Source organism: Micromonospora psammae (genome assembly GCF_036902725.1).
Lineage (GTDB): Bacteria > Actinomycetota > Actinomycetes > Mycobacteriales > Micromonosporaceae > Micromonospora.
Genome location: NZ_JBAKHM010000023.1, coordinates 49,389 through 64,694, shown reverse-complemented (window position 1 = coordinate 64,694; position 15,306 = coordinate 49,389). Strand labels below are relative to the sequence as shown.

The 15,306-nt window shown below is 77.0% G+C and carries 12 protein-coding genes and 1 pseudogene; 5 read left to right on the top strand and 8 right to left on the bottom strand.

The features are described 5' to 3' along the window. The first annotated feature begins 15 nt into the window (after positions 1-15). Positions 16-903 carry a phosphatase PAP2 family protein gene (locus V6U79_RS23760; protein ID WP_334615886.1) on the top strand — a complete coding sequence of 296 codons (888 nt, stop codon included), beginning with the start codon at positions 16-18 and terminating at the stop codon, positions 901-903. Here the strand turns inward: V6U79_RS23760 and V6U79_RS23755 are convergent, their stop codons facing one another. Further along, positions 904-1,356, bottom strand: a complete 453-nt coding sequence (locus V6U79_RS23755; protein WP_334615868.1) for a YbhB/YbcL family Raf kinase inhibitor-like protein — start codon at positions 1,354-1,356, stop codon at positions 904-906. It abuts the gene before it with no gap. Positions 1,357-1,453: 97 nt separating this feature from the next. On the opposite strand from V6U79_RS23755, the gene V6U79_RS23750 reads away from it, so the two are divergent. Continuing rightward, entirely contained in the window at positions 1,454-2,125 is a 672-nt protein-coding gene (locus V6U79_RS23750) for a maleylpyruvate isomerase N-terminal domain-containing protein (RefSeq protein WP_334615867.1), read from the top strand. 37 nt (positions 2,126-2,162) lie between these two features. Here V6U79_RS23750 and V6U79_RS23745 read toward each other — a convergent pair whose 3' ends face one another. Further along, positions 2,163-3,092: a DUF1028 domain-containing protein gene (locus V6U79_RS23745; RefSeq protein ID WP_334615866.1), complete on the bottom strand. Its 930-nt coding sequence runs from the start codon at positions 3,090-3,092 to the stop codon at positions 2,163-2,165. Between the two features lie 136 nt (positions 3,093-3,228). Here V6U79_RS23745 and V6U79_RS23740 point away from each other — a divergent pair, with 136 nt between their 5' ends. Continuing rightward, complete coding sequence (locus V6U79_RS23740; RefSeq protein WP_334615885.1) at positions 3,229-4,209, top strand: LLM class F420-dependent oxidoreductase; 981 nt, start codon at positions 3,229-3,231, stop codon at positions 4,207-4,209. Beyond that, a pseudogene (locus V6U79_RS23735) lies at positions 4,206-4,988 on the top strand (SDR family oxidoreductase); the annotation flags it as partial. The gene V6U79_RS23740 and the pseudogene V6U79_RS23735, both read left to right, overlap by 4 nt. Positions 4,989-5,002: 14 nt before the next feature. Here V6U79_RS23735 and V6U79_RS23730 read toward each other — a convergent pair. From V6U79_RS23730 to V6U79_RS23705, 6 genes are all read right to left on the bottom strand, one after another. Next, positions 5,003-5,320 (bottom strand): hypothetical protein, encoded by a 318-nt coding sequence (locus V6U79_RS23730; RefSeq protein WP_334615864.1) that lies wholly within the window; start codon positions 5,318-5,320, stop codon positions 5,003-5,005. Between the two features lie 29 nt (positions 5,321-5,349). Then, positions 5,350-7,779 (bottom strand): transglutaminase TgpA family protein, encoded by a 2,430-nt coding sequence (locus V6U79_RS23725; RefSeq protein WP_442933814.1) that lies wholly within the window; start codon positions 7,777-7,779, stop codon positions 5,350-5,352. After that, positions 7,755-8,903 (bottom strand): DUF58 domain-containing protein, encoded by a 1,149-nt coding sequence (locus V6U79_RS23720; protein ID WP_334615863.1) that lies wholly within the window; start codon positions 8,901-8,903, stop codon positions 7,755-7,757. The genes V6U79_RS23725 and V6U79_RS23720 overlap by 25 nt, the downstream gene beginning before the upstream one ends. 6 nt (positions 8,904-8,909) lie before the next feature. Then, a complete protein-coding gene (locus V6U79_RS23715) occupies positions 8,910-9,908 on the bottom strand; it encodes an AAA family ATPase (protein WP_334523709.1) in 999 nt (332 codons plus the stop codon). A gap of 29 nt (positions 9,909-9,937) precedes the next feature. Beyond that, positions 9,938-12,571 carry a fibronectin type III domain-containing protein gene (locus tag V6U79_RS23710; RefSeq protein ID WP_334615862.1) on the bottom strand — a complete coding sequence of 878 codons (2,634 nt, stop codon included), beginning with the start codon at positions 12,569-12,571 and terminating at the stop codon, positions 9,938-9,940. Positions 12,572-12,723: 152 nt separating this feature from the next. Further along, on the bottom strand, positions 12,724-13,467 hold the full coding sequence (locus V6U79_RS23705; protein ID WP_334615883.1) for a fibronectin type III domain-containing protein: 744 nt from the start codon (positions 13,465-13,467) through the stop codon (positions 12,724-12,726). A 244-nt stretch (positions 13,468-13,711) separates the two neighbouring features. Here V6U79_RS23705 and V6U79_RS23700 point away from each other — a divergent pair, with 244 nt between their 5' ends. Continuing rightward, positions 13,712-14,587 carry a hypothetical protein gene (locus tag V6U79_RS23700; protein ID WP_334615888.1) on the top strand — a complete coding sequence of 292 codons (876 nt, stop codon included), beginning with the start codon at positions 13,712-13,714 and terminating at the stop codon, positions 14,585-14,587. The last annotated feature ends 719 nt before the right edge of the window (positions 14,588-15,306 follow it).

The following is a 15,306-nucleotide window of genomic DNA, read 5'->3' as shown; positions in this document are numbered from 1 at the left end:
CCCTGCCGCTACGGTGTGCGGGTGCGCGTGACGGCAAGGGGTTGGACCGCGGTCTGGATGGTCGTCCTGGGTCTGACCCAGGCGGCCGCTTTCGTCGTGCTGTGGCGCTTCGCCATGCACACCGGGACGGGGCAGTGGCTGGACACCGTCGCGCTGACCGGCAACCGGATCGGGCAGGACCGGATCGACGGTCTCGTCAACCGGGTCCTCAACGCGATGTCGGTGGTGTCGCTGCTGGCCGCCACCGCGACGATCGGCTTCATCGCGCTGATCCGCGGCCGCAAGGCGCTCGCCGTCGCCGCCACCCTCCTGATCGCCGGCGCCAACGTCACCACCCAACTGCTCAAGTACGGCCTCGGCCGGCCCGACTTCGGCATCGACCCGGACCGGGTCTACGCCGGCAACAGCCTGCCCAGCGGGCACACCACCGTCGCCGCCTCGGTGGCGGTGGCGCTGATCCTCGTACTGCCGGCCCGGGTCCGCGCGCTCGGCGCCTTCCTCGGCGCGGCGTACGCGGCCGTCGCGGGCGTGGCCACCCTCTCCGCCGGCTGGCACCGGCCCAGCGACGCGGTCGCCGCGTTCCTCGTCGTCGGCGGGTGGGCGGCGCTGGCCGGTTTCCTGCTCCTGGTCTTCCAGCGGGAGCAGGCGCAGGTCTCCAACGAGGAGGCGCACCGGGTGGCCGCCGCCGTGCTGGGCGTCGGCGGGCTGCTGGCCGTGCTCGCCTCCGGGCTGGCCCTGGCCTCGCTGCTCGACCAGCAGCAGGTCCCGGCCGACGAGCTGAGCCGGCGCCCGCTCTTCATCGGGTACGCGGGCAGCGCCGCCGGCATCGCCGGCACCATGGGCGTGGTCGCCGCGCTGGTGCTGGTCTCCGTGCACCGCCTGGTGCCCCGCTGGAAGGGCTGATCAGCGCCGGTACGTCCCGACCATGGTGCCGCTGGCGATGTCCCGACCCGCCAACGCCGCGTGCACGTCTGCGGCCTGCGGCGCGTCGGGCAGGTCCAGGGGACGTTCCAGCGCGTAGATGCGGAAGAAGTAGCGGTGCGCCTCCTCGCCCTTCGGCGGCTGCGGCCCACCCCAGCCGACGGTGCCGAACCCGTTGGGCCACTCCCGGCCACCCTCGGGCACCGTACCCTCCGCCACCCCGTCCGACGACGGGGAGATCCCGGTGACCAGCCAGTGCAGGAACGGACTGCGCCCGGCGTCCGGGTCCTCCACCAGCAGGAGCAGTTCGGTCGCCGTCTCCGGCACGTCCGACCACTCCAACGGCGGTGAGGCGTTCCCGCCCTCCCGGGAGAAGCGCCCCGGCAGTTGGTCGTGGTCGTTGAACGCGGTGCTCCGCAGCATGATGCCGGCCATCGGTCGCCCGCCCCCTCTCGTCGGCCCGGCGCGTACCCGGGACCGCTGCGCCGAAACCGGATGAGAGGGTGGGGCCGGCGGGACGGCGGGAGGCGCGATGGAGACGGCACGGACGGCGTTCCGGGACGAGTGCGCGCGGCTGGACGGGGTGCTCCGGTCGCTCTCCCCGGCGGACCTGGACCGCGCCACCCCCTGCCCGCCCTGGGCGGTACGCGACCTCGTCGCGCACGTGCGCGCCGGGGCCGGACGCCTGGCCGACATGCTCGCCGCGCCGGCCCCGAGCCGGGCCGAGGTGGACGCCGCCGGCTACTTCGGCGCGGCCAAGTTCACCCCGGAGGTGGACGCCGCGCGGATCGACAGCGCCCGGCGGGAGGCCCGCGAGCCGGCGGACGTGGCGGCGACCGCCGCCGGTTTCACCGCCGCCTGGCGGGCCACCGACGCCGCCGTCGGCGCGGCCCCGGCCGGTCGGCTGGTACGCACCCGCCACGGCGACGCGATGACGGCCGCCGAGTTCCTGCGGACGCGGGTGGTGGAGGTCGGCGTGCACGGCCTGGACCTGGCGGTGGCGCTGGACCGGGAGGCGTGGCTCACCCCGACCGCCGCCCAGGTGATCACCGGCCTGCTCACCTGTGGCCGGCCGGCGCCGGCGGGGCTCGGCTGGGATCCGCTCACGCTGATCGGCAAGACCACCGGCCGGACGCCGCTCAGCGACGCCGAGCGCGCCGTGATCGGCGCCGCCGGCTTCCGCTGGCTCTCCTTCGGCGGCTGACGCCCGGCTCGGTGACGTGAACGACCGACCGGCCGGGTCAGGTGCCGGTGCGGGGGGTGGGGATGGGGGCGACCGTGCGCCGCAGGTGCGCCAGGACGATCGGGTCGATCCGCCCCGGCACCAGCCGCTCCTCCAGGTTCTCCCAGCCCGCCCAGGACGCCAGGGCCTCCTCCAACGTCGTCCCGGTGACCGGCCGCACCTCGGCGGACAGGCCGGCGGCCGGGTGACCGGCGGCGACCAGCCCGCCGTCGCCGACCGGATGACCGGCGGCGGACAGCAGCGCGGCGACCTCGTCGGCGAGCGGGCCGGTCAGGTCCAGCAGGGTGGCCGGGTCGGGCCGGCCGAAGAGCATGGTGTGGATGTCGAGCAGCCGAGCCAGCTCGGTGATCGGGTCGAGGTGGTCGTCCACCCGCAGGTCGACCAGGTTGTCGCCGGTGCCGGCGTACCCGCCGCCACGCTGGACCACCAGGATGGCCGCGCTCTGCCGCCCACGCCGGTCGCCCCCGGCCTCCTCGCCGGCGCGCAGCGCGGCGAGCAGCCGCTGCGGGAACGGCAGCGCGGCGCCGCCGAGCCAGCCGTCCCGGATCGCGTCGATGACGTGCGGGCCGGCCAGGATGTTGCCCTGGGCCGCCCAACCGTCCCCGGCCTGGCCGCCGGCCCAGCCGCCGCAGCGCGGGCCGGTCCAGGTGGCGCCGGGACCGGTGACCCCGACCACTCCGAGCTGCCGGTCGTCGCGGCCCGGGTCGGCGGCGACCAGCCCGGCGACCACGTCGGCGGCGGCGGTCCCGCTGCGCAGCAGCGCCAGCCCCTGCGGCCGGTAGGCGAGGTTGGCGTGCGCCTGGGTGGCCAGCGCCCCCACCTCGGCCTCGGCGGCCGGCACCAGCGCACCGGCGGCGAGGAACCTGCTGGCCACGGCGATGCCGTGCAGGCGGCCGTCGGCGGAGCGGGCGACGAGGGAGAAAGTCACGGCAGAAGACTAGCGCGGTGACGCACGGTTGCCACCGTCCCGCAACGGCGCCCGCCGATGGGTGGCCCCGCCGGTCCCGCCCTTGTCCCGATCCGGTCGAACGGGCACGATCGACCGGATGACGAACCGATGGGGCATGACGGTGCCGCTGGGCGGCATCCCGCTCGCCGACCACGCCGCGGTCTACGCGGCCCTGGCGCGGGCCGGCTTCACCGACGTCTGGTCCTCGGAGGTCAACGGGGCGGACGCGTTCACCCCCCTCGCCCTGGCCGCCGCCTGGCAGCCCGGGCTGCGCCTCGGCACCGCCATCACCCCGGTCTTCACCCGGGGACCGGGGCTGCTGGCGATGAGCGCGGCGGCGCTCGCCGAGGCGGCGCCGGGCCGCTTCGCGCTCGGCATCGGCGCCTCCTCGCCGGTGCTGGTCCAGGACTGGAACGCGGTGCCGTTCACCGAGCCGTTCCGGCGGACCCGGGACGTCCTGCGGTTCCTGAGGGCCGCGCTGGCCGGGCAGACCGTCGACGGCGCGTTCGACACCTTCGCGGTACGCCGGTTCAGCCTGGAACGCCCGCCGGCCGTGCCGCCGCCGGTGCTGCTGGCCGCGCTGCGCCCCGGGATGCTCCGGCTCGCCGCGGCCGAGGCCGACGGGGTCATCCTCAACTGGCTCGCCGCCGACGACGTGCCGAAGGCCCTGGCCGAGCTCGGCGGGCGCGGTCCCGACTTCGACGTCGTCGCGCGGATCTTCGTCTGCCCCACCGAGGACGCCGGCTACGCCCGTACCCTCGGCCGCCGCCTGATCACCAGCTACCTGACCGTGCCCGCGTACGCGCAGTTCCACCGCTGGCTGGGCCGGGAGAGCGTGCTCGGCCCGATGTGGGCGGCCTGGGCGGCCGGGGACCGGCGGGGTGCCGGCGCGGCCGTGCCGGACGAGGTGGTCGACGCGCTGGTGCTGCACGGCACGCCCGAGCACTGCCGCGCTGAGGTGCGCCGGTACGCCGAGGCCGGGGTGGACGTGCCGGTGCTGGCGCTGCTGCCCACCCCGGAGCTGACCGGCGGGGGCGCGGCGGCGCTCGGTGAACTGATCGCCCGGCTGGGTGTGGCGGGGGAGGAGCGGGCGTGAACCTGACCGACCGGGTGGCGGTGGTCACCGGAGCGGCGGGCGGCATCGGCGCCGCGCTGGCCCGCCGGTTCGCCGCCGAGGGCGCGGCCGCGCTCGTCCTGGCCGACCTGGACGCCGCGGCGGTCGGCGCGGTCGCCGGCAGCATCGGCCCGGTCGCCCGGGCCGTGGGCGTCGACGTCACCGACGAGGACCAAGTCCGCGAACTCGTCGCCGACACCGAGCGGCGGTACGGCCGGATCGACCTGTTCTGCGCCAACGCGGGCGTGGCCACCGGGGCGGGCGTCGAGGCGGACGACGCGGTCTGGGACCGGGCCTGGCGGGTCAACGTCCTCTCCCACGTGTACGCCGCCCGCGCCGTCCTGCCGGCGATGCTCGAACGCGGCGAGGGCTACCTGCTGAACACCTGCTCGGCGGCGGGCGTGCTGACCGCGGTGGGGGACGCCCCGTACACCGCCACCAAGCACGCGGCGGTCGGCTTCGCCGAGTGGTTGGCGATCACCTACCGGGACCGGGGGATCCGGGTCAGCGCGCTCTGCCCGCAGGGCGTGGACACCCCGATGCTCGCCGACGGTCTCGCCGCCGGCCACCTGGGCGCCCGGGTGATCGCCGCCTCCGGTGCGGTGCTCACCCCCGACCAGGTCGCCGACGCGGCGATCGCCGGGCTGGCCGAGGAGCGTTTCCTGATCCTGCCGCACGCCGAGGTCGCCGGCTACGCGCTGCGCCGCGCCGAGGACCCGGACGGCTGGCAGGCGGGCCTGCGCAAACTCGTCCGCCGGCTCCAGCCCGGACCGACTCAGTCGCCCCCTCCGCCGCCGCCCCCGCCGCTGCTGCCGCCGCCCCCGCCGCTGCCACCGGCGGCGTCGCCGTAGGCGATGTTCTCCAGCAACCCGGCGGAGTAGCGGTCCCGGGGATCGTCGCCCCGCTCGAAGGTGTCCCGGTGCGGCCGGGGCGACGACCGGCGGAGCTGCCGGGCCGCCCGCGCGGCGGCGGCCAGTCGCTCCTGCCGGGTCGGGGGCCGACGTCGGCGGGCGCGGCGCAGGACGAGGACCACGGTGGCCGGCACGGACACGGCCACGACGGTCAGCGCGACGAGCAGCCAGACCGGAGGCATGCTCCGACGGTAACGGCCATCGGCAAGCGTCAGCGTCGCCAGCGCAGCGGGCCGGGCCGCACCGACCAGAGGACCCGGCGCCACCAGGGCCGGGCGTCGCGCAACGCGTCCACGTACGCCGTGGCCACCGCCGCCGCACGGGCGGCCTGCTCGCCGGACGCTGTGCCGGGGGCGAAGCCGACCTGGTTGAGCAGCCCCGCCAGCTCGTCGACGTCCGGCCCGTCCGGCGGGCCCACCGCGGCGGCGCCGCCGACCGTCCCAATCCGTCCCGCCGTCGGCTCACCGCCCGTCGGCTTACCGGCCGTCCCGGCGTGGGCCGGGGCGGTGTGGGCGGCGCGGGCCTCGGCCAGGGTGGCCCGGGCGCGCGCGGCCACCTCGGTGGCGGCCAGGTCGTCCCCGACCGGCCGGCCGGCCAGCCGCAGCGCGTCGGTGACCTGCCGCCAGGCGCCGGCGATGCGCTCGCCGGGGTCGCCCCGCTCCAGCCGCGCCCGGGCCTGCGCCCGGCGCATCCCGGCCAGCGCCACCAGCACCGCGCCCACCAGCAGCAGCAGGCCACCCGCCCCGCCGCCCACCAGCAACGGCACCGGCACACCCCGCTCGCCGGCCGCCCCGCCCGGCGCCGCCACCGCCGGTGGGGTCGCGGTCGGCTCCAGGGTCGGCTCCGGCACCTCCGACGGCGGCGGGTCCTCCGGCGTCGGGCGGAAGTCCTCCTCCACCGGGCGGGGCTCGTCGTCGGGGCGGGGCAACGGGTCGAACGGCACCCAACCCACCCCGGAGAAGAGCACCTCCGGCCAGGCGTACGCGTCGGCGGCCCGGACCGGCCCGTCACCCCGCGACTCGAAGCCCACCACCACCCGGGTGGGCAGCCCGGCCAGCCGGCCCAGCACGGCGAACGCCGCCGCGAACTGCTCCGACGTGCCCCGCTGCCCACCGCCGTTGCGCGGCCCGAACAGGAAGAAGCTGAGGTTCGGATAGGCGTGCCCGCTGGGCGCGTCCGCCACCACCCGGTAGTGCTCGGCGAGGAACCGCTCGATCGCCTCCGCCCGGGCGTACGGGGCGCCGTTCTCCTCGGCGAGCTGACCGGCGAGCCGGCGCACCGGCTCGGGCACCCCGTCGGCCACCCGCAGCACCCGGGCCACCTCGTCCCCGGCCGGTACGTCGGCGGTGGCGAGCAGGTCCACGTCCGGTCGTTCCCGCACCGAGTCGACCTCGTACCGCAGCCCCGGGGAGAGCCCCTCCGGCCGGATCAGCGTCCCGGTCGCCGGGTCGTAGGCCACCCGCGCGCCGCTGACCTCCCGTGGGGTGGCCACCGCCGGCAGCAGCCGTCCGGTCAGGTCCGCCACGGTGATCTCCTGCCGGACCGTGTCCAGCTGCCCGGGCCCGGGCGCCGCCGCCGGCAGGATCCGCCCCGCGTTGCGGTACGTCGCCCCGACCCGCCAGGTCACCCCGTCGTAGTCGCTGAGCACCGCCAACCGGATCCGGGTCTGCTCGCCGGCCGGCCCGCCGGAGGTCTCCGTCGCCACCTCCAGCAGCTTCTGGTCCGGGTTCAACGCCCACCCGGAGATCCGGATCAGCGGGTTCTCGTCCAGCGACTCCACCCGCGGCGGCTCGACGTAGCGGCGCGGGTCCACCGGCCGCCCGTCCACCCGGGCGGCGAGCACCGGGCCGAGCAGCGCGGTCAGCCCCACCACCACGGCCACGCCGAGGGCGGCGGTCGCCGCCAGGCGCGCCCGGACGGCCACCCGGACCGCCGGGGCCAACCCGGCGGTCGGGTCGGCGCCGGCCGGGCCGGACCGACCGCCCGGCGCGGCCAGGGCCAGCGCCACCACCGCGGCGAGGGCGACCGTCGGCCGGACCGCCGGGTCGGCGTTCGGCCCGACCACGTAGAGCGCGCCCGCGTAGAGCAGCGCCGGGGGCAGCAGCCCGAGCAGCACCCGCCCGGCCCGCAGCGCCACCTCCGCGCCGGCCAGGCCGGCCAGCCAGGCCGCCACCAGCGGCACCAGCACCGTGTCCGGTGCCGGCTCCACCGGGATCATCGCGGTGAGCAGCCGGGGGATGCCGTTGCGGGCCGCGTCGGCGACCACCTCGCCGAAGCCGCCGGGCAGCGCGGCGTGCCGGGCGGCCAGCCGCAGCGACCAGGCCGTCCAGCCGGCCATGACGACCACCGACACCGGCGCCACCAGCCAGGAGGGCAGCCGGCGGGCGGCCACGCTCACCACCACCGAGCCGACCGCCGCGCCCCACATCAGCACGGTCAGCAGGTTGCCCGCGTACACCCGGCCGAGCACCACGCCGGCCAGGCCGATCATCGCCACCAGCGCCAGCGGCACGGGCGCCGCGCGCAGCACCGCCCCCACCGTCCGGCGGGGACTCCCGCCCGGCCCGGCACCGTCGGGCGCCGCGTCGTCGCAGGCCGGCGCCGCGTCGGTCACCGTCACCACCGCCGGACCCCGTCCCACTCGGCGGCGAACGCCGCGCCGTCGGCCGCGTCCACCACCACCAGGCCGGCCGCCGCGGCCGGCGTCGGCCCGTCCGCGCCGAAGACCCCCACCACCACCGACGGGTACGCCCGGCGCAGCGCGCCCAGTTGCCCCAGGTCGTCGCGGCCACCCGGCCCGGTGAGGAAGACCAGCGTGTCGCCGAGCCGGTCGTGGCGCAGCCGGCCCGCCGCCGCGTGCAGCGTGTCGGCGTCGCCCTCGCCCAGCTCCACGGCGGCTAGCCGGTCCAGCGGCGGTGCGCCGGCCCGGTCGTCGCCGGGCGTCACCAGCAGCAGCACCACCGGCAGGTCCTCCCGCACCGCGGCGGTGACCACCGAGGCGGCCGCCTCGCACGCCGCCTCGAACGACTCGGCCACCCCGTCGGCCCGGTCGGGATGGGCGGCGGCCCGGTTGTCCAGCAGCACCACGATCCGGGGCAGGCTGGTGTCCACGTTCTCCCGCACCATCAGCTCGCCCACCCGGGCGCTGGTCCGCCAGTGCACCCGGCGCAGCTCGTCGCCGACCACGTACTCGCGCAGCGAGTCGAAGGTGATCGACCCGTGCGGGACGCTGTCCACCCGACCGTCCAGGCTGCGACCCGCGCCGGTCGGCACCGCCGTCAGCGGGTGGATCCGCGGGTGCACCCAGACCGGCACCGTGGCGCCGTACGGGCGGGAGAGCGCCACCAGGCCCAGCGGGTCCCGCCGGGTCACCCGCAGCGGCCCCACCGGCACCACGCCCCGGCGGTGGGTCGGCACCTCGTAGCTGACCGTCGTGTCCCGGCCGGGGCGCAGCCGCAGCACCGGCACCGGCACCGTCGTCGTCCCACAGCGCTCCTCGGCCAGGAGGTTCGCCGCCCGCAGCCGTCCCGTGTTGCGCACCGTCACCGTCATGTGCGCCGGCTCGCCCCGGGCCACCCGGTCCGGGTCGGCGCGGCGGGTCACCTCCAGCCGGGGCCGCCAGGCCGCCGTGGCCACCGCGTGCCCGACCGCGACCGCGGCCGCCGCGCCGAGCAACGTCAACTCCGGGTACGCGAAGCGGAAACCCACCACGAGCAGCAGCACGGCGGCGACGGCCAGCCCGACGCCCCGGGCGGTGATCCCCACCGCGGGTCAGCCGTGCACGGGGGCCGGCTGGCCCGACGGCAGCGGCACCGGCACCGAGGCGACGGCCTGGCGCAGCACCTCGGCGGCGGTCGCCCCGCGCACCTGCGCGTCCGGGGTGAGCAGCAGCCGGTGCGCGAAGACCGGCTCGGCGAGAGCCTTGAGGTCCTCCGGCATGATCCAGCCACGACCGTCGATCAGCGCGTACGCGCACGCCGCCCGGGTCAACGCGATCACGCCACGGGGGCTCACCCCGACCCGCACCTGCGGGTGGGTGCGGGTCGCCGCGGCCAGCCGGACCGCGTACGCGTAGAGCGGCTCGGCGATGTGCACCCGGCGGGCCATCCGGACCATCTCCCCGACGGTGGCCGTGTCGGTGACCGCGGTGAGCGCCTCGGGGGAGCGGACGGTGGCCCCGCGCAGCACCTCCACCTCGACCGCCTCGTCCGGGTAGCCGACGGAGAGCTTCACCAGGAAACGGTCCAGCTGGGCCTCGGGCAGCCGGTAGGTGCCGTCCATCTCGACCGGGTTCTGGGTGGCGACCACCAGGAACGGCTGCGGCACCGGATGCCGGACGCCGTCCACGGTGACGGTGCGCTCCTCCATCACCTCCAGCAGCGCCGACTGGGTCTTCGGCGACGCCCGGTTGATCTCGTCGGCGATGACGATGTTGGCGAAGACCGGGCCGGGATGGAACTCGAAGCCCCGGGTCGCCTGGTTGAAGATGGTCACCCCGGAGACGTCGGAGGGAAGCAGGTCGGGGGTGAACTGGATGCGCCGCCACTCGCCCTTGACGGTCGCGGCGATCGCCCGGGCCAGGGTGGTCTTGCCGACGCCCGGCACGTCCTCCAGCAGGACGTGCCCCTGGGCGAACAGCGCGGTCAACGCCAGCCGGACCACCTGCGGCTTGCCCAGCACGACCGCGTTGACGTTCTCCGCCAGCCGGGCGGCCAGGGCGGCGAAGCCCTGGACCTCCGGCTGGGTGAGCGGTTCGGGGGTGCTGTTCACGGTGCGGGTGCTCCTCGGCTGCGGTGCGGTCAGCAGGTGGGCAGGATCTTGATGTCGTCGCCGCCCTCGAGGTTGAGCCAGGCCCAGGGGATGTAGTTCTTCCCCCGGTAGTCGACCTGCACCCACCAGGTGCTGCGCTTGTCGTTGTTGTAGATGTAGGCGTAGACCTCTTCGCCCGACTTCTTGCAGTACGCCTTGAGGCGGGTGCCGTTGGCGACCCAACCGGCCTGCCGGTCGTCGTCCTGCCGGGTGACCTCGAAGATCTCGTTGCCGTTGCGCTCCCGGGGGATCTCCCGGGTGCAGTAGCTCGCCTCCGCGCCGGAGGAGCCGTTGCGGCAGGTGGCGACGCCGTACAGCGCGTCGGTGGACTGGGCCCGGGTGGCGGTGCCCTGGCCCGCGGCGTTGCTCGCCGTGACCGTGAACGTGTACGTCGTACCCGGCGTCAGCTCCGGCATCGTGATGCTGGAGCAGGGGCCCGCCTTGGGCTTCTCCCCGGCGACGCTCAGCGAACAGGTGGCCTGGCCGCCGCCCGCGTCGACGGTGAAGGTGACGGTGGCGGAGGTGGCGGTCGCCGAGGAGCCGGTCACCGTCACCCGCGGCGCGGCCACCGTCCGGGCCGTGGCGGTGGCCTCCGGGCCGGGGCCGGCCTCGTTGACCGCCTTCACCTTCACCGTGACGTTCCGCCCGTCACCCAGGCCCTCCACCGTGGTCCGGGTGTCGGTCACCTCGCTGACCCGACCGCCCACGTCGACCAGGTACTTCGTGACCGGGCGGCCGTTCTCCACCGCCGGCGACCACTGCACCGTGATCGTCCCCGGCCGGTCGGGCACCGTGCTCGCCCGCAGGTCGGCGGGCTGCTCCGGCGCGGCGAAGGGCACCACGCTGTTGCTCACCGGGGAGGCCGCCGAGCCGGCGCCCTTGTCGTTGACGGAGACGACCGTGAAGGCGTACTGGGTGCCGTACTCCAGCTCGCCGGCCGACACGATCAGTTCGGTCTTCGTCGACTCACCGGCCGGGGCGGTCGCGCCGGCCGAGGTCGCGGTCACCGCGTACTTCGCGATGGTGTTGCCCTGGCCGTTCGCGGCCGGCCATTTCACCAGCACCGTGCCGTCGGGGCGAGCCTCGGCGGTGACGGTCGCCGGCGGGTCGGGCACCGCCGCGGTCGGGGTGACCGGGTTGCTCCGGCGCGCCGGACCGTCGCCCTTGGCGTTCACCGCGCGCACCGAGAAGGTGTACTCCTGACCGTTGGTCAGGCCGGTGACCTCGATGGCGCGCTGGTTGGCGCCCACCTCGTGCTTCTGGCCGCCGCCCTCGACGACGTACCGGGTGATCTCGGCGCCGTTCGCGGCGGCCGGCTTCCAGCTCACCCGGGCCCGCGCGTTGCCGGCGGAGGCCGTCACGCTGCGCGGCGCGCTCGGCTTGCCCACCTTTGGCTTCTTCGGCGGGGGCGGCGGCGGGGGCACCGGCGGCGGGTCCCCGCCGAGCACGTCGTTGGCGTACTTGTTGACCTCGCGGACCTGGTGCTTGTCGTCGACGACCCGGGCGGTGGACGAGTCGGGATTGTTGATGAAGAGGTGGTTCTCCCGCACGTCGAGCTCCAGCGGGCCGGTGGTGCCCCGGCCCCGGATGGTGTCGACCAGCTGCCCGGCGCCGTCGAAGGCGTAGATCGCCCCGTTGACCTCGTCGGCGCAGTAGAACCGGCCCGCCCAGGCCACCGCCGGGCTGAGCCGGTCACCGCGGCCCGGCACGGTGAACCGGGCCAGCTCGCCGCCGTCGCCGACGACGTGCACCCGGCGTTCCCCGCTGACCGTGACGGGCACGGCCGGGCCGCTGGTCCGGGCCGGCAGCGTGCCCGCGGCGGTGGTCCCGAGCGGGGTGCGCCGCACGGTGCCGGCGCGGACCGTGACCAGCGAGGCGGAGGTGCGGTCCAGCACCGCCACCCCGTCGTCCAGGGTGGAGACCACCAGCTCGTGGTTCGGCTCCGCAACGGTGTACGTCTCGACCTGCTTCGGGCTGAGGCCGCCGCCGGGGGCCGTCGTGGCGGGCGCGGAGGGCAGCTCCGCCGCGGTGATCGCGGAGACGGTGCCCTCGCCGGGGATCGCCACCCAGAGCCGACCCTTGCCGTCGAACGCGCCACCGGTGATGCCCGGCGGGTAGCGCACCGGCTCACCGACCGGCGTCAGCGACCGCGGGTCGAGTTGCCGGACGACGCCCTGCACCGCGTCGACCACGAACGCCGCGTCCTCGTGGAGCACCACGTTGACCCCCAGCCCGGGGGTGGTGCGCGTGCTCGCGGTGATCTGGAGGGTGGCCAGGTCCAGCGAGCTGACCTGCCCGGTGTGCAGGTCCCGCAGGATGAGCAGCCGGTCGGTCTGGGCGACCTGCACCGGGTGTCGCCGGGCGTTGGGGATCTCCACCCGGGTGTCCACCCGCGCGGTGACACCGTTGACCCGGGCCATCTCGCCCCGCGCCGCGCTCCACAACCAGCTGCTGGCGTCGTAGTTGGCGACCGCGTTGTCCGCGGCGCCCAACCCGAGCACGGTGAGCCCCATCGCGGCCAGCAGCGCCGCCACCAGCCCGACGGTGACCAGACCGCCCCGCATCCGCGAGCGGCGCGGGGGTGCGGCGGTGTCGGTGCTCACGGCGTCGTCGATGCTGGCCACAGCCGGCTGCCTCCCCGTCCGGTCGTCCCAGGTGGCGCGCCGTGCCCCGGCGACCCTCCCCTGAGCCGTGGGACATCATATGGGCAGGCCCGGGACGAGGGAACCCGTACCGTCCCCCTGTGGACACTGAGCGTGTGCGGAGTGGACGAGCGTCAGCTCGACGGGCTGGGCCGCTCCCGGTCGGTGCAGACCTGACCTGAGGTGGCGAACGCGTCCGTGGAGTACACCGCCAGCACGGTGAAGCAGTAGTCCACGCTGGCGTTCAGCCCGTTCACCGTGTGACTGGTCTGTCCCGGGTCGACGGTCGCCATCACGCCGAGGGACCGGCCGGCCCGCCCACCGGCGACCATGAAGGGCACCGCCCCGCCGGTCGGGTCGGACCAGCTGATCGTGATGGCGGTGCCGTCGTCGCGCAGCTTCAGGTCGCCGGGCGGCGCGCCGGTCGCCTTCGGGGCGCCCGGGGTGGCCGCCGACTCCGAGGTCGTACCGGGGGCCGGCGCTTCGCGGTCGAGCACGACCGCCCCGACCACACCGGCCGTGGCCACCAGGGCCACCCCGGCCACGACGGCCGCCACCGTACGGCCCCGGCCGCGCCGCTCCGGCTCGGCCGGCACCGGGTACGCCGGTGGCGGCGGCGGTGCGAACACCGGACTGACCGCCGGGTACGTCCCGTCCTCCGCCGGCCCCGGCCCCGGGGGTACGGGCGTCGACGGGTCGCCGCCGTCCGCCCGCCGCTCCGGCACGTCGTAGGCGACGACGGACCCGTCAACCAGATCGGTCGAGCCGTCGGCGTCGGTCGGCGCAGGCGCGGTGTGCTCCTTGGCCCGCCCGGTCTCGTCCGGGGCGGTGGTCAGCGGCTGCGGCGGGGCGGCGCTGCTCCACGGCGGCGCGGTCATCCCCCACGGTGGCGTGCTGACGGGGTGCGGGGAGTAGGGCGGTGTGCTGACGGGCGGTGTGCTGACGGGGTGCGGGGAGTGCGGCGGTGTGCTCACAGGGTGCGCGGGCGCGGGCCACGGGGACGTGTTGGCCGGGTGGGGCGGTGCGGGTGGCATGGGGACCGGGTGGGGCGGCACCGGTGGGGCGCTGACCGGGTAAGGCGGTGCCGGCGGCGTGGGGACCGGGTGGGGCGGTGCGGGTGGCGTGCTGACCGGATGGGGCGGTGCCGGCGGCGTGCTGACCGGTCGAGGTGGGGCGCTGACCGTCGGGGTGGGTGCCGGCGGGGTGTCCGGCGCGGGCGGGCTGCTGAAGGGCGCCGCGCTGACCGGCCGCTCGGGGGCTGTGCTGGGTGGCGTCGGGCTCACCGGGGTGTCGACCGGGTGGCTGGGCATGGTCGCCGGGGGTGAACTGACCGGTTGGCTCGGCGACGGCGCGACGCTCGCCATCGGCGGCGTGCTGACCGGTCGGGACGGCGGCGGTGCGCTGACCGGGGATGCGCTGACCGGCGGTGCGCTGACAGGTGGCGCGGACGCCGGGGGTGCGCTGGTTGGGGATGCGCTGGCCGGCGATGCGCTCGCCGGCGTGGCCTCACGGCGGGTCGCTGCGGTGGCGGGGTCCGCCGACTGGGCCCTTCGTTCGGCCTCCTCGCGGAGCAGCGGATCGATCTGCTGCACCTGGATGGTGGGCCGGTCCCAGGCCTGGACGGGACGGGGCATCTGCCCGGTGCCGTCCGTGGCGTCGGGCCGGGCCGGCTGGGGCGCCGGATCCGCCGGGGCGATGGGGGCACGGTCCGCCGGGGCGGTCCGCTCTGGCGTACCGGTGTCGCGTGCCGCCGGCGGTGCCGTCACAGCCGGCGGCGGCGGAAGGACCGGTGCCGGCGGCACCGCCTGCGTCTGCGGTGCCCAGGGTGCCGGTGGCGAGCTGACCGGCGGGGCCGACACCGGTCGAGTCGGGGCCGGCGGCACCTGCGTCGGCGGCACCTGCGTCGGCGGCACGGGCGCCGGCCGTGGCGCGGCTGCGGTGGGTGGGGCGGCGTGCGGCGCGGGTGGCATGGCGTGGTGCGATGGCCGGGCGGCCTGACTGACCGGGGGAGCGGTGGGGGAGTGCGGTGGAGCGGGCGGTGCGGCGGCCTGAGCCGGCCGCGACGCCGCAGCGCCCTGGGCCGGCTGCGGCGGTGCCGGGAAGGCGGGCGAGGTGGCGCGCGGTGGCGCGACCGGCACCTGAGTTGGCGGCACCGGTGCCACCGGCACCTGATGTGGTGGGGGTGGTACGACCGGTGCCGGTGGCACCTGACGTGGCGGTGCGGGTGGCGCGGCCGGTGAGCGCAGGTGCGGCGGCGCCCACGGGGAGTCGGTCGCCGGCCCCGGCTGCGCGGGCGTGGGGGGCGGGGCGTGGGTGTGCGCCGATCGGGGCATCGGGACCTGGGGGGCGGGCGGCACCGACACCTGCCGGCTCGGCGGGGGGACGTGTGGCGGGGGCGGCACGGGGGCCGGCCGGGGCGGGCCCGGAGCGTACGGCGCGGAGACCGGTCGGGGCTGCTGCGGAGACACCTGCGGCGCGGGCGGGACCGGGATCTGCGGCGCGGGCGGGAACGGGGTCTGGCGAGGCCCCGGGGGCAGCGGCGGCGCGGGCGGGACCGGTTGCGCCGGCCCGTACGTCGCCGGCCCGGTCTGTGGTGCGGGTGGCCCGGGGACCTGGGGTGGCGGGGGTACCCGCGCCGGGCCGGGCTGGGGCGGGAAGGGCGGGCCTGGGCGCGGTGCCGGGCCCGGCTGCGCGACCTGCTGGGGGTGGGCGGTCGG